This window comes from Saccharopolyspora hordei, from assembly GCF_013410345.1.
In the GTDB taxonomy this organism is placed as follows: Bacteria; Actinomycetota; Actinomycetes; order Mycobacteriales; family Pseudonocardiaceae; genus Saccharopolyspora; species Saccharopolyspora hordei.
Map to the genome: position 1 here is coordinate 796,549 of NZ_JACCFJ010000001.1, position 14,108 is coordinate 810,656.

9 protein-coding genes are annotated in these 14,108 nt (G+C 72.9%); 8 read left to right on the plus strand and 1 reads right to left on the minus strand.

Going from position 1 to position 14,108, the window contains the following annotated elements; all coding sequences use genetic code 11:
* Positions 1-4 precede the first annotated feature (4 nt).
* A complete protein-coding gene (locus HNR68_RS03780) occupies positions 5-859 on the plus strand; it encodes an SGNH/GDSL hydrolase family protein (protein WP_343049911.1) in 855 nt (284 codons plus the stop codon).
* 6 nt (positions 860-865) lie between these two features.
* Here HNR68_RS03780 and HNR68_RS03785 read toward each other — a convergent pair whose 3' ends face one another.
* Positions 866-2,944, minus strand: coding sequence for an AfsR/SARP family transcriptional regulator (locus tag HNR68_RS03785; protein WP_343049912.1), 2,079 nt, complete (start codon positions 2,942-2,944; stop codon positions 866-868).
* Between the two features lie 163 nt (positions 2,945-3,107).
* Between HNR68_RS03785 and HNR68_RS03790 the strand changes: the two genes are divergently transcribed.
* From HNR68_RS03790 to HNR68_RS03820, 7 genes are all read left to right on the plus strand, one after another.
* Entirely contained in the window at positions 3,108-3,533 is a 426-nt protein-coding gene (locus HNR68_RS03790) for a hypothetical protein (RefSeq protein WP_179717669.1), read from the plus strand.
* Between the two features lie 58 nt (positions 3,534-3,591).
* Entirely contained in the window at positions 3,592-5,256 is a 1,665-nt protein-coding gene (locus HNR68_RS27090; RefSeq protein ID WP_218888188.1) for a PPE domain-containing protein, read from the plus strand.
* Positions 5,256-6,014: an ESX secretion-associated protein EspG gene (locus HNR68_RS03800; RefSeq protein ID WP_246330382.1), complete on the plus strand. Its 759-nt coding sequence runs from the start codon at positions 5,256-5,258 to the stop codon at positions 6,012-6,014. Before HNR68_RS27090 ends, HNR68_RS03800 begins: the two co-directional genes overlap by 1 nt.
* 14 nt (positions 6,015-6,028) lie before the next feature.
* Positions 6,029-6,784, plus strand: a complete 756-nt coding sequence (locus HNR68_RS03805; RefSeq protein ID WP_179717675.1) for a type VII secretion target — start codon at positions 6,029-6,031, stop codon at positions 6,782-6,784.
* Positions 6,785-6,856: 72 nt separating this feature from the next.
* The gene (locus HNR68_RS03810; RefSeq protein WP_179717677.1) at positions 6,857-7,462 is read left to right on the plus strand and encodes a YbaB/EbfC family nucleoid-associated protein; all 606 of its coding nucleotides are present in this window, start codon (positions 6,857-6,859) and stop codon (positions 7,460-7,462) included.
* A gap of 28 nt (positions 7,463-7,490) precedes the next feature.
* Positions 7,491-9,134, plus strand: a complete 1,644-nt coding sequence (locus HNR68_RS27555) for a WXG100 family type VII secretion target (protein WP_179717679.1) — start codon at positions 7,491-7,493, stop codon at positions 9,132-9,134.
* An 83-nt stretch (positions 9,135-9,217) separates the two neighbouring features.
* Positions 9,218-14,101, plus strand: coding sequence for an RHS repeat-associated core domain-containing protein (locus tag HNR68_RS03820; protein ID WP_343049913.1), 4,884 nt, complete (start codon positions 9,218-9,220; stop codon positions 14,099-14,101).
* Positions 14,102-14,108 lie beyond the last annotated feature (7 nt).

Sequence of the window (14,108 nt, forward strand, 5' to 3'; positions counted from 1 at the left end):
CCGCGTGGCCCGCTCCCGACGTCTCCCCCAGCTCGGCTCCGCCCTGGCCGCTGCGGCGGCCCTGCTCGCCCCGGCCGCGCACGCGGCCGACGACCTGCAGTACGTCGCGCTGGGCGACTCCGCCGCGGCCGGCCCGCTGATCCCGGACCAGGACCCGAACGTGCTCTGCTTCCGCTCGGAGGTGGACTACCCGCAGGTGGTCGCCTCGCTGCTCGGCGCGCAGCTGACCGACGTGACCTGCTCCGGGGCGAAGATCGACGACTTCTCCGGGAGCCAGTACGGGATCCTGCCGCCGCAGTACGACGCGCTGAGCAACCGCACCGACCTGGTCACGGTCACCGTCGGCGGCAACGACGTGCAGCTGGTGCAGGCCGCGGTCTCCTGCCTGAACCTGCTGCCGGAACCGGTCGGCCGCTCCTGCGCGGACCGCTTCACCGCCGGTGGCCGCGACGAGCTGGGGGACCGGATCGCCGCGCTGACCGGGAAGGTGGACGGGATGCTGGAGCGCATCCAGCAGCGGGCGCCGAACGCCGAGGTGGTGGTCGTCGGCTACGGCACCTACCTGCGGCCCGGGGGCTGTTACCCGCACCAGCCGGTGTGGGCGCGGGACGCCGACTACATCCAGTCCAGTGTGGACAAACTGAGCGCGCTGCTGCGGGACCGCGCGCAGGCGCACGGCGCGCGCTTCGTGGACCTGGGGCCGGTCAGCCGCGGGCACGACATCTGCGCGGCGCCGGCGGACCGGTACTACGAGGGCGTCGTCCCGGCGTCGGCCGCCGCACCGCTGCACCCGAACGCCCAGGGCATGCGGGCGTTCGGGCACGCCGTGGCCGAGGCCGTGGCCTCCCGCGCGTCCTGACCCCGCTCAGGACGCCAGGTCCTCGGCGAGGATGGCGGAGAACGCCGCCTGCGCCCGCGCGTCGCCCAGCTCGCGCGCGAGGCCCAGGCCCAGCCGGGACAGCTCGGTGCGGGCGTCGCGGTCGCCGAGGCGGTGGTGGAAGCGCCCCAGCGACAGCGCCAGGTGGCAGGCCCGCGCGTGCTCCTGGCGCGCGACCGCCCGCTCCAGCACCCGGTGCAGGGTCGTCTCCTCGGTGCGGAACCAGGTCAGCGCCGACTGCGCGGTCCGCACCGCGGGCGCCTCGGTCGGCGGCGCCAGCCAGCGCGCGCAGTCCCCGAGGAACCGCAGACTGCGGTCGGTGACGTGCAGGTAGTGGTCGAGGAGCCGGGAGAAGGCGCGGTCCCGCTCCGCCGTCGTCTCGGTCGCGGCGACCTCGGTGGCGTAGAGCCGGACCAGGTCGGACCACCGGTAGCGGCCGTGCTCGGTCTCCTGCAGCAGGTGGATCGCCGCCAGCTGCTCCAGCCGCGCGCAGGTCTCCACCAGCGGGGTGTCCGCGAGCGCGGCGGCGGCGGAGCGCTCGACGCTGTCCCCCGGGTGCTCGCCCAGCAGCCGGAACAGCCGGGCCGTGCCCGGGTCGAGGCGGTGGTAGCTGGCGGCCAGGGCGGCGCGCACGCCTTCCCCGGAGTCCGGCAGCGACAGCGCGGTCAGCCGGTAGCGCTCGTCCGCGGCGGCGGTGACCAGCGAGCGGACCGTGCGGTGCGCGGGGCGGGACCCGGCGATCCGCAGCGCGAGCGGGAGCCGCTCGCACAGCTCCGCCAGCTCTTCGGCGGCCTCCGGATCGGCGTCGACCCGCTCGGTGCCGAGCGCGAACCGGAGCACCTCGACCGCCGCGCCGCGGCTCAGCGGCGGCACCGGGACCCGGACCGCTCCCGCGGTGGCGGCCAGCTCGTCCAGCCTGCTGCGGCTGGTCACCAGCACCGCCGAGCCGGGGCCGGGCAGCAGCGGCCGGACCTGCGTGGCCGAGCGCGCGTTGTCGAGGACCACCAGCACCCGGCGGCCGGACAGCACCGAGCGGTACAGGGCGCCGCGCTCGTCGGGGTCGTCGGGGATGCGCGCGTCGGGGACGCCGAGCCCGCGGAGGAACGCGCTGAGCACCGTGCCGGGCTCCACCGGATCGACCTCGCCGAAGCCGCGGAGGTCGGCGAACAGGGCACCGTCGGGGAACTGCGCGGCCGCGCGGTGCGCCCAGCGCAGCGCGAGCGCCGTCTTGCCGGCACCCGCCGGGCCGGTGAGCACCCGGATCGCGCCGTCGCCGGCCCGGTCCAGCTCCGCCAGCTCGGCACCGCGCCCGACGAACCCGGCGTTCTCCGCGGGCAGCTGCGCCGGGACGGCGGCCGGCGGGGAGTCCTCAGTGGACTCGAGCACGCGCTGGAAGGCGGCCTGCAGGGCGGGGCCGGGGGCGACGCCGAGCTCGTCGGCGAGACGGGACCGGGTCGCGTGGTAGACGTCCAGCGCCTCGGCCTGCCGCCCGGCCTGGTGCAGGCTCAGCACCAGCAGTTCCACCAGCGGTTCGCGCAGCGGCCGCATCGCCACGGCCTCGCGCAGCGGCTCGATCGCCTCGGTCGCGCGCCCGATGCGGTGCAACCGCCAGGCCAGCTCGTGCACCGCGCTGATCATCGACTCGTCCAGCCGGCCCACGACCTCGCGCCGCAACCGGTCGGACGCGACGTCGGCCAGCGGTGGGCCGCGGTGCAGCGCCAGCGCGGCGTCCAGCAGCTCGACCGCGTCGGCGTCGGGGGCGTTGCGGGCCGCGGCGACCAGGTCCTCGAAGCGGGTCATGTCGACCGCGGCGCGCGGCGCGACCAGCTGGTAGCCGGGGGCGCGGGTGACCAGGTCCACGCCGTCGCCGAGTTCCTTGCGCAGCTTCGCGATGTGGCCCTGCAGCGCGGCCCGGGCGGTCGGCGGTGGGGCGCCGTCCCAGGCGATGTCGATCAGCCGGTCCGCGGAGACGACGCGGTTCACCTCGATGGCCAGCGCGGCGAGGACGCTGCGCCGCTTGGCGGCGCCGATCGCGGTCGCGCTGCCGTCGGCCCGCAGCAGTTCCACGGGCCCCAGCAGGCGAATCCGCAGCTGTGGTGTTGTTCCTGACATCCGCTCTCGAGTGGTCCGACGGACGAGCGCGCCTGCTGGCCGACGAGTTGGTGCGACGTTGGTCCGGCGTTGGCGACACCCGTGATCATAGTGCGGTGATCGTGTACCCGGGGGATTCATGAGCGAAGTCGAGGAACTCCAGGCGACTCGCACGCTCGCCCGCTCCGCCGCGAGCGTCCGAGAGCTGCGCCGAGCGGTGGAATCGGACGACCTGCGCTTGGACCCGGCCGCGGGTGAGCAGATCCGCGCGGCGCTGGAAGACCAGATGTCCGCTGTGGACGCTTGGCTGGCCCGGGCCCGTGGTCTCACCACGGCCGCCCCGCTGGGGATGAACCCGGTCGGCCAGGCCATGGCGGCGAAGTTCGCCGGCCGCGCGGAGGGGGACGAGAACTCCTTCACCGAGGTGCTGACGAAGTACCGCGCGGTCCTGGAGGAAGCGCGCGACGCCATCAACGCCGCCATGCGCACCTACGAGCAGGCCGACGAGCGGGCCGCGGACGACTTCCGCAAGATCACCGACCAGGCGTTCCCGCACCGCACCTGACCGGGCGCCGCCGGGGTGAGCCCGCCGCATTCGACGAAGAGCGGAGATGACTCAGCCGATGAGCAGTTCGGAGAAGCCGGACATCGTGCTGACCGAGACGCACAACTGGGCCGCGTTCAGCCACGAGGAGCTCTACGCGGCGGTGCACAACGCCAACGATCCCGGCCGCGTGGGGCAGCTGTCCGACGAGTGGAACGCGCTGAGCCGGGAGATCGGCGACGCGGCGCAGCGCATGGCCGAGAAGGTGCGGGGCACCGAGACCGGCTGGCAGGGCCAGGCCGCGGACGCGGCGCGCGCCGCGATCCAGGAGCTCACCGACTGGAACCGCGACGCCGGTGACACCGCGGGGTCGCTGGCGTCGCGGATCGCCGAGCAGGGCCGGATCATGGAGACCGCCAAGGCGGAGATGCCCGAACCCGTCAAGGGCTCCGAAGGCCTGCAGGCGATGCTGCTGGCCAGCTACGCGAACAACGACCTGGAAAGCTTCAACATCGCTACCAAGGCCCTGCAGCTGCACCAGCTCAACGCCACCGTCGCGCACATGCAAGCGGTGGGGGTCATGGCCAAGATGGAGGAGCAGTCCCGCTCCGTCGACGCGGACACGCCTCGCTTCACCCCGCCGCCGAACCCGGTGGAGGAGCAGCGGGCCATGGCCCGGATGGCTCCGATGGCGCCGCTGCGCTCGGTCGAGCAGGGCGCTCCGATGTCGGCGTCCGGAGCGCCGGGGTCCGGTGGTGCGCCGGCCGGCCCGGCGGACTCGCAACTCGCCGCTGCCGCCGCCCCGGACGTGCCGGCCCCGGACGCTCCGGCCCCGGACGCTCCGGTGCTCGGCGGTCCGGGCGCACCCGGTGGTCCGGGCGGGATCGACGGGCCGACGAAGGCCATGCCGATCCCGCAGCTGGGCGACGCCCCGGGCGGTCCCGGTGGCGGGGTCGACGGGCCGACCAAGGCGATCCCGAAGCCGCAGTTCAGCGGTCCGGGGACGCCGAACGTCCCGCAGCTCGGCGACGGTCCGGGCAGCACCACCCCGCAGAGCTTCACCCCGTCGAGCACGACCCCGCAGAGCTTCACCCCGCCGAACCTCCCGGGCCCGGGCCAGGTCGGCGGCGACCACCTGCACCAGCCGCGGAACTTCCAGGGGCCGGACGGCCCGACCTCCGTCGGGCCGGGCGTCCGCGGGCCGGGCAACGGCCGCGACCGGAACCAGCCGGGCCAGGACCGCCCCGGGTGGCGGGGCCAGGTCCCGCCGGTCCCGGGTGGCGGCCCCATCACCGGTGGTCCCGTCGGCGGCGGGAGCCCGAGCCTCAGCGGGCCGGGCGGCGGTGGTCCGGGTGGCGGTGGTTTCCGCGGGGGCCCGGGCTCGGTGCCGGGCCTGGGCGCCGGTGGCGGTGTCGGCGGGGGCGCGCTCGGCGGTGCCGGCGGTGCCGGTGGTGGTTCCTCGAACCTGGCCCCCGGTGGGAGCACGGGTGCCGGTCGTCCGGGTGAGGCCGGGTTCGGCGGCCGGGGCGTGGCCGGTGCGCCCGGCCAGCCCGGTGCGGCGGGCGCGGCCGGGATGGGCGGCCCGATGGGTGCGGGCGCGCAGCGCGGCCGCGGTGAGGACGACAAGGAACGCAACGCCAAGTACGTCCAGGGCGGACCCGTCGTCGAGGTGCCCGGCGCCGACCTGCCGCCGCCGGTGATCGGTGAGGGCAGGAAGAAGAAGCGGCAGCAGGACCAGGGATGATGACGACCACAGAGCCGACGTTCGCGCTCTCCGCCGCCGAGTTCGACCTCGTCACCGGAGCGCTGGGGCTGGGGCGACCGCAGTTCCCGCTCCAGGTGCCCAGCCAGGGCCGGACCATGGAGGAGCGCGCCGACCTCACCGCCGAGGCCTTCCGCGCGCTGGCCGACCGCGGCCTCGCCCAGGGCGACCAGCTCGACGAGCAGCTGGCGGCCATGCTCCGGCTGCTCGTGGACCACGACACCGCGATCGACGTGGTCGGCTACGTCGGGCAGCCGCTGCAGGCGCTGGCGGCGGTCACCCGCCGTTCCGGGGTGCTGGCCCAGCTGACCGGTGACCAGCTGCTGCTCACCGAGATCCGCCCCACCGCCCTGGCGCTGTCCGCGGTGAGCGTGCTGCCGCCCGCCGAGGCGGGCACGAAGCGGGCGCTGTCGCTGCGCGAGGAGCAGCTGAGCAAGGCGGTCGCCGAGGACGACGACGACCCGTTCGGCGGGGACTACGACGACGAGACCGCTCTGGTCCGGGCGGGCCTGCCCCCGCAGGACGCCGCGGTGCTGGCCGAGCTCGTCGAGGCCCGGACCGGTGGCGGGCAGTTCGGTGTCACGCACCGCTCGGTGCGCGCGTCGACGCTGGTCACCTGGTTCGACACGAACGAGGGCCGGTACCTCATGGTCAGCGACAGGGGGTGGCTGAGCATCGCCCCGGCGGACGACCGACGCCTCGAGCACCGCTTGGCCGAAGTCCTGGCCGGGCTCGAGTGAGGGAGGGAACCACGATGACGTTCCAGGTCGAAGCCGAGAACCTGACCGCGCACGCCAGCCACCTGGAGGCCCTGACCGACCGGGTGGACACCGCGATCGCCGCGGCCCAGGAAGTGAGCATGTCCGACGACGCCTACGGGCTCCTGTGCTCCTTCCTCCCGCCCATCATCAACCCGATGGAGCAGCAGGGCCTCGACGCCTTGAAGTCCGCCAAGGAGGGCATCACCACCACGGCGGAGAACGTGCGCCAGACGGCCAAGGAGTACCAGGAGACCGACCAGGCGGGCGCGGACAACTTCAGCCAGTTCGACGACGCGGTCCGGGTCGACGAGGCCGCGGTCGCGCCGCGCGGGGTGCTGCCGGTGGGCGGTCCGGAGGGCGGCGCCGTCGCGTCGGGCCCGACCGCGGGCGCGGGGGTGCCGGTCACGGTCGACAACCCGTCCGGCGGGCCGGTGTCGGTCACGGTGAACGGCCCCGGAGCGGGCCAGCCGGGGCCGCAGGGCCAGTCGTACGCGTCCGGTCAGTCCTACGAGTCCTCCGGCGCGTCGTCGGGTGGCCAGTCGTACGCGCCGTACAGCGCGCCGTCGCAGGACCGCACGTACTCGGCCTACAGCCCGTCGACGGGCGGTGCGACGTACGCGTCCTACAGCGCACCCTCGCAGAGCCAGTCGTACTCGGCGTCCTCGTCGGGGGTGACCGCGCCCCCGACCACGGAGGACGGCGAGCCGATCGAGGGCGACGTCCCGACGTTCGAGGAGTTCAGCGGCTAGCGCCGGAGTTGGGGGAAGCGGCGCACCGCCGTGCGGGGCGCGGAGAACGAGTTCCATCAGGAGGGGTGAACGATGCCGGGTGAGAGCCGAGGCGGGTTCGCTGCGATCGGGGCCGACCCGGACGAGGCGGAGCGCCGGATCCAGGAGTGGGCCAGGAGCTTCGAGGAGAAGGCCCAGCGCTACCAGGCCGTCCAGGCCGAGACCGAGCAGCTGCGGCTCACCGCGGCCACCCCGGACGGCCGCATCAAGGTGACCGTGCGGGCGGACGGCAGCGTCACGGACCTGCAGTTCACCGACAAGGTCCGCTCGATGCCGCCGGACGAGCTGGCCGCCCAGATCCTGTCCACGATGCACCGCGCGCAGGCCGACATCGCCGGCAAGGTCGGCGAGACGATGGCCGCCCACCTCGGCGACGAGGACCTGGAGACGCGCCGGATGATGCTGGACAACCTCCGCGAGCGCTTCCCGGAGCAGCCGGAGGACGAACCCGCGGAGCCCGAGGCCTCCTCGAAGTGGGACGGCCCGGCGGAGGAGGACGAGGAGCCGACCCTGCCCCCGCCGCCGCCCGCACCGCCGGCCGCCGGTCCGAAACCGCCTGCACCGCCCCGCAAGCGCCCGGCCTTCGAGGACGAGGACGACGACGACTTCGGCCCCGACTTCGACCCGCTGCGCGACTGACCGCTGACCTCACCCTTGGAGCTCCGTTGTGACGAACCCACTGGTAGCCGAGCGGCAGGACTCGACGCAGGCGTTCAGCGGCGTGCCGATCCTGGAGTCGATCGACGACACGAAGCAGGCGATCGAGTCCGGTGACTGGGCCGCCGGCGTGATGGGTGTCGTCGGCACGGGCCTGGAGGCCCTGTCGATGGCGATGGACCCGTTCGGGTCGATCATCGCGGCCGGTGTCGGCTGGTTGCTGGAGCACGTGGGCCCGTTGTCGGACGCGCTGGACGCCCTGACCGGGGACGCCGACCAGATCCGGGCGCACGCGGACACCTGGCAGAACATCGCCGACGAGCTCGGCGAGGTCCGCACCGAGATGGCCGCCCTGGTCAGCAAGGACGTCGCGGACTGGACCGGGGAAGCCGCCGACGCCTACCGGAAGCGCAGCGAGGACACCGGGAAGCTCGTCGAAGCGGCGCAGAAGGCCGCCGAAGGTGCGTCGAGCGGTGTCGGCACGGCGGGCGAGATCGTGGCCGCGGTGCGCACGTTGGTGCGCGACATCATCGCCGAGCTGGTCGGTCGGCTGATCTCCTGGGCGCTGCAGGTGATCGCGACCTTGGGCATCGGGATGACCTGGGTGGTGCCGCAGGTCGTCTCGGCGGTGGCCAAGACGGTGTCGAAGATCGCCGACGTCACCACCAAGCTGGTCAAGGCGATGAAGTCGCTCGGTGACCTGGTCAAGAAGCTCACCGACGGCTTCGGCGACGCCAAGAAGGCCCTCGACGCGATCAAGAAGAGCAGCGGCGGCGCACCGAGGCCGAAGAGCCCCGCACCGACCCGCTCCTCAGGCCACGGCGGAACCCCACGCAGCGGCCCGGACGACGCCCCGCGCGGCGGCCCGGCGTCGACGGGTTCGGCGTGGGCCGACCCGCCCGCGGGCTCCAGCACCCCGCGCGGCTTGTCGCCGGCCGATCAGCCCCGGAGCGGCTGGAGCGGTGACCTCTCCGACCCCGGCCCGTCCTCACCCGGCAGTCGGCCGCGCAGCGGTCCGGGCGTAACGCGGGAGGTCGACCCGCCGGACTTCGGCGACTTGAACAACCACAACGTCGCCGGGCCCAGCACCGAGAGCACGATCACTGTGGACGGGGTCGACTACAAGATCGTGAGCACCCCGATGAGCAAGGTCGAGGGCTACCACGGCATCAAGCCGGACCACTACAACGACGTCGTGAACGGCAACGGCGTGAGTCGGCCGACGGAAGGCACCGCGGGCAACTCCGATCCGGACTGGAAGGGCTGGTACCTCGCCGAGGACAAGACCGAAGCGGCAGCGTTCAGCTGGAACGACGAAGGCCCTGGTGCCGTGCTCAAGTACGAGACGCCGGGGCCGGTGACGGTGCACCAGGTCCCGCACGAGTTGACCAGCACCCTGAACGGGCCGGTCGATCCCGCCAAGATGAACGCCCTCAAGCAGCACTTCGGGGTCGGGAACCAGCCCCTCGTGGACGGGCTGGCGGGCCAGAACGGCGTGATCCGCACCCAGGACGGCGAGGGTGGGATGTTCGAGTACATCGTCCCCTGGGACACCGCGACTGGCGGGAGGGTGACGGTCGAGGGGTACCCGGACATGGGCAATGAGGTCAAGCCGAGACCGCGCTCCGGCAACGGCCTCTTCGGGATGGTGTAGCTCGACACCCCTCGGAATCCGCTGGCGCTGACCGGTGAACCGACCCGCCCCTTCCAGAACCGCTCCCCCGGAGGAACAACACCGTGACGAATCCGTTGGTCGCCCAGCGGCAGGACTCGACGCAGGCGTTCAGCGGTGTGCCGATCCTCGAGTCGATCGACGAGACCAAGCAGGCGATCGAGTCCGGCGACTGGGCCGCCGGCGTGATGGGTGCGGTGGGCACCGGCCTGGACGCGCTGAGCATGGCGATGGACCCGTTCGGGTCGATCCTCGCCGCGGGTGTCGGCTGGTTGCTGGAGCACGTGGGCCCGTTGTCGGACGCGCTGGACGCCCTGACCGGGGACGCGGACCAGATCCGGGCGCACTCGGAGACCTGGAGCAACATCGCGACCGAGCTCGGTGAGGTCAGCACCGAGATGGCCGCCCTGGTCAGCAAGGACGTCGCGGACTGGACCGGGGAGGCGGCGGACGCCTACCGCCAGCGCAGCGCGGACACCGCCAAGCTCATCGAGGCGGCGCAGAAGGCCGCCGAAGGCGCGTCGAGCGGTGTGGGCACGGCGGGGGAGATCGTCGGGGCGGTGCGCACGCTGGTGCGCGACATCATCGCCGAGCTGGTGGGTCGGCTGATCTCGTGGGCGCTGCAGGTCATCGCCACGCTGGGCATCGGGATGACCTGGGTGGTGCCGCAGGTGGTCACCGCGGTGTCGAAGACGGTGTCGAAGATCGCCGACCTGACCACCAAGCTGGTCAAGGCGATGAAGTCGCTCGGTGACCTGGTCAAGAAGCTCACCGACGGCTTCGGCGACGCCAAGAAGGCCCTCGACAAGATCAAGAAGGACGGCGGGGGCGGCGCCCCGAAGGCCGACAGCCCCGCGCCCACCCGCTCGATGGGCAACGACGGCCCGCAGTCGCCCGGCTCCTCCGGTGACTACCCGGCCCCGACCCGCTCGATGAGCAACAACGACCCGGCCCCCTCCTCGCCGATGTCCCACGACGGGCCGTCCCCGAGGTCGGCGGAGGGCGGTTCGACGTCGCGATCGATCGACGGTGGTCCAGCGGCGCCCCCGGAGCCCGCCACGACGAGGGCCGCTGGCGCCGCGAACCGTGGTGCCGGGGGCGACCTGCGGACGGTGTCCGGCGATGCGCAGACGCCGAGCCGGGACGTGGCCAACCGGCGGTGCGAGACCGACCCGGTCGACATCGCGACCGGCGAGGTGGTCCTGACGCAAGTCGATGCGGAGATCGACGCTGTGCTGCCGCTCGTCGTGCGGCGCACCCACCTGTCCTCCTACCGGGTCGGCTCGGCCTTCGGTGCTTCCTGGGCGTCCACACTGGACCAACGGCTCGAGGCCGGCAGCGCAGGGGTGTCCTTCGCCGCCGAGGACGGGAAGCTGCTGTTCGCCCCGACCCCGGCGCCGGGGCAGACCGTGCCCTTCGAAGGTTCGCCCAACACGCTGACCAGGCACGACAACGGCGGCTGCACGGTCGTGCTGGTCGCTGAAGGACTCGCGCTGCACTTCGCGCCCGGTGCGGAGGTCCTCCCGCTCATCGGCATCACCGACCGCCACGGCAACCGCATCCGCTTCGAGCGCGACGAGGCGGGCAACCCGGTGGAGCTCCAGCACAGCGGGGGCTTCCGCATCCGGGTGGACACCGAAGACGGGCTGGTCACCGCACTGCACCTCCGGGGCGCGGCCGGTGGTGACGACCTGCCGCTGATGCGGTACGCCTACACCGACCGACGGCTCACCTCGGTCATCAACGCGTCCGGCCAGGCGCTGCGGTTCGACTACGACGCACAGGGGCGGCTCACCGGGTGGACCGACCGCAACGGCATCTGGTACCGCTACACCTACGACAGCGCTGGCCGGTGCGTGCGCACCGAGGGCGCTGGTGGCTTCCTCAACGGCACCTTCGAGTACGCCGGTGACGTCACGCGCTACACCGACTCGCTCGGCCACACCAAGGTCTTCCACCTCAACGACGCGAAGCAGACGGTCCGCGAGACCGACCCGCTGGGCGGCGAGACCACCTTCGAATGGGACGCCCACGACCGCCTGCTCTCCCGGACCGACGCCCTGGGCCGCACCGTCCGGTACGACTACGGTGACACGGGCGAGGTCACGGCGATCACCCTGCCCGACGGCAGTCGGCAGCTGATCGAGTACGACGACCGGCGCTTGCCGGTGACGATCATCGCCCCGGACGGTGCGGTGACCCGCCGGGAGTACGACGAGAACGGCAACTTGACCGCGGTGACCGATCCCGCCGGCGCGGTGACGACCTACGCCTACGACGAGCGGGGTGCGCTCACCGCGATCACCGACGCGTTGGGCAACGTGCGGCGGATCGAGACCGACGCCGCCGGTCTGCCGGTGTCCATCACCAACCCGCTCGGCGCTACCACGACCTACCGTCGTGACGCCTTCGGACGGGTCACCGAGGTGATCGACCCGGTGGGTGGGACCACTCGGATCGGCTGGACCGTCGACGGTCGGCTCGCGTGGCAGACCGGTCCGGACGGCAGCACCGAGCGCTGGGTCCGCGACGGGGAGGGCAACGTCCGGACCCACGTCGACCAGCTGGGGCGGAGCACGACGACCGAGACGACCGCCTTCGACCTGCCGTCGGTGGAGCTCGGTCCGGACGGCTCCCGCAAGGAGTTCCACTACGACACCGAGATGCGGTTGGTCGCGGTCGTCAACGAGCGCGGCGAGACCTGGCGGTACGAGTACGACCCGGCCGGGAACCTGGTGCGGGAGACGGACTTCGGTGGTCGGTCGGTGTCGTACACCTACGACGCGGCCGGGCAGCTGGTCGCCCGCACCAACGCCGCGGGTGAGACCGTCCGGTTCCGCTACGACCTGCTCGGCAACCTCGTGGAGCGCCGCAGCCCGACCGGCACGACGACGTTCCGCTACGACCCGATGGGCCGGCTGCTGGAAGCCGCGAACGACGCCACCCGGGTGTCGTTCGAACGCGACCGGCTCGGGCGTGTGCTCGCCGAGACCGTCAACGGCCGCACCGTCGCGTCGGCCTACGACGCCCTGGGGCGGCGAGTGTGGCGGCGGACCCCGTCGGGTGCGGAGAGCACCTGGGAGTACGACGCCGCCGGGCACCCCGTCGCGCTGCACACGGCCGGTCGCACACTGCGGTTCGACCACGACGTCGCGGGTCGTGAGGTGCGCCGCACGCTGGGTGCGGGCACCGTGCTGGCGCAGAGCTGGACCGCCGACCACCGGCTCGCCTCGCAGGCTCTGATCAGGCCGGACCGCACGGTCCAGCAGCGCTCCTACACCTATCGGCCGGACGGTGCGCTGATCGGCGTCCGCGACCAGCTCGGCGGTGAGCACTCCTACGAGCTCGACCTCGTGGGCCGGGTCACCGCTGTCCACGGGCCGCAGCGGACCGAGCGCTACGCCTACGACGCCGCGGGCGACCTCGCGCACGCCGACTGGCGGAGGTCGGGTTCGGTGGACGACGCGGCGATGGGCGGCCGGCAGTACGCAGGGGCGGTGATCACGCGCGCCGGGCACACCCAGTACGCCCACGACGCCGAAGGGCGCATCATCGCTCGACAGGTCCAGCGAGCGACCTGGTCCTACCGCTGGAACGCCGAGAACCAGCTCATCGGGGTGGACACGCCGGACGGCCAGCGCTGGCGCTACGTCTACGACCCGCTGGGGCGCCGCGTCGCCAAGGAACGCCTGCGCCCGGACGGTGGCGTCGCCGAGCGGGTCGACTTCACGTGGGACGACAGCTCGCTGGTGGAGCAGGTCCACAACGGCACGAACGCGACCGTCTGGGAGTGGCTGCCGGGCAGCTACCGCGTCCTCTCGCAGACCGAGCGCACCGCCACCGCACAGCAGTGGGTCGACCAGCGCTTCTACGCCATCGTCACGGACCTCGTCGGCACCCCGGCGGACATGGTCGACCCGGACGGCGGTCTCGCTTGGCACGTGGACACCACGCTGTGGGGTGTCCTGCAGTCCTCGCCCGGCCGGGCCTACACGCCACTGCGGTTCCCCGGGCAGTACCACGACCCCGAGACGGGGCTGCACTACAACCTCAACCGCTACTACGACCCCACCACCGCCCGGTACGTCTCCCGCGACCCGCTCGGCCTCGCTCCGTCACCGAACCCGCACGCCTACGCGCCGAACCCCACGCGCTGGATCGACCCCCTCGGCTTGATGACCTGCGAGGGCGGTACGGCGTCGAGCCAGGCCGGCCAGGCTGGCGGCAACCGCGGGCTCAACAACCCGCAACTGCAGCCTGGCCCACCGCGACCTCAGTGGATGTTCCGCGGTGACACGAGGCCGGTGACCGGGCCCGACGGCCTCTTCGAGACCGGGATGACGTCCTGGGGGAAGAACTACGACCTGCCGCACCACGTGCACGGCGGCAGCGGTAGCAAGGACTCCGGGTACGTCTCGCTCACCTCAGACCCCCACGTCGCGCACCAGTTCGCGTTGTCCCCCGACGGCGGAGAGGTCATCAAGAAGGACGGCCACCACTACCTCTCGATGTCCGGGCAAGTCCTGAAGGTGCAGTCCACGGACAACATGTTCCACACCGGATCGCAGAACCTGCCGGAGGACCTGAAGCAGCGGATGGCCGGACAGAAGGAGTGGGACGCGGTCCACCACGTCGCCAAGGAGAACATCCACAGCTCGGCGACCGTGCACGGGTACTTCCGGCAGTTCAACGGCGAGAAGATCCTGATGCCCGGCACGAGGATCAGCGTGACCGAGCACCTGAATCCGAACTTCGTCCCAAACCACCCCGGGTACGACCCGCACAGCGACCCGAACAGCGGTTTCACCTCGGACACCGACCTCGGTCTCGGGAACCGCAGCCAGAAGGAGAGCACTCCGGAGGAGACGGACCTGGGCGATCCCAGCAGCAAGGACGAGACCGCTGAGAACGATGACCACCACCGCAGCAGCGGGCGCCGGAGGAGGTAGCCGACCG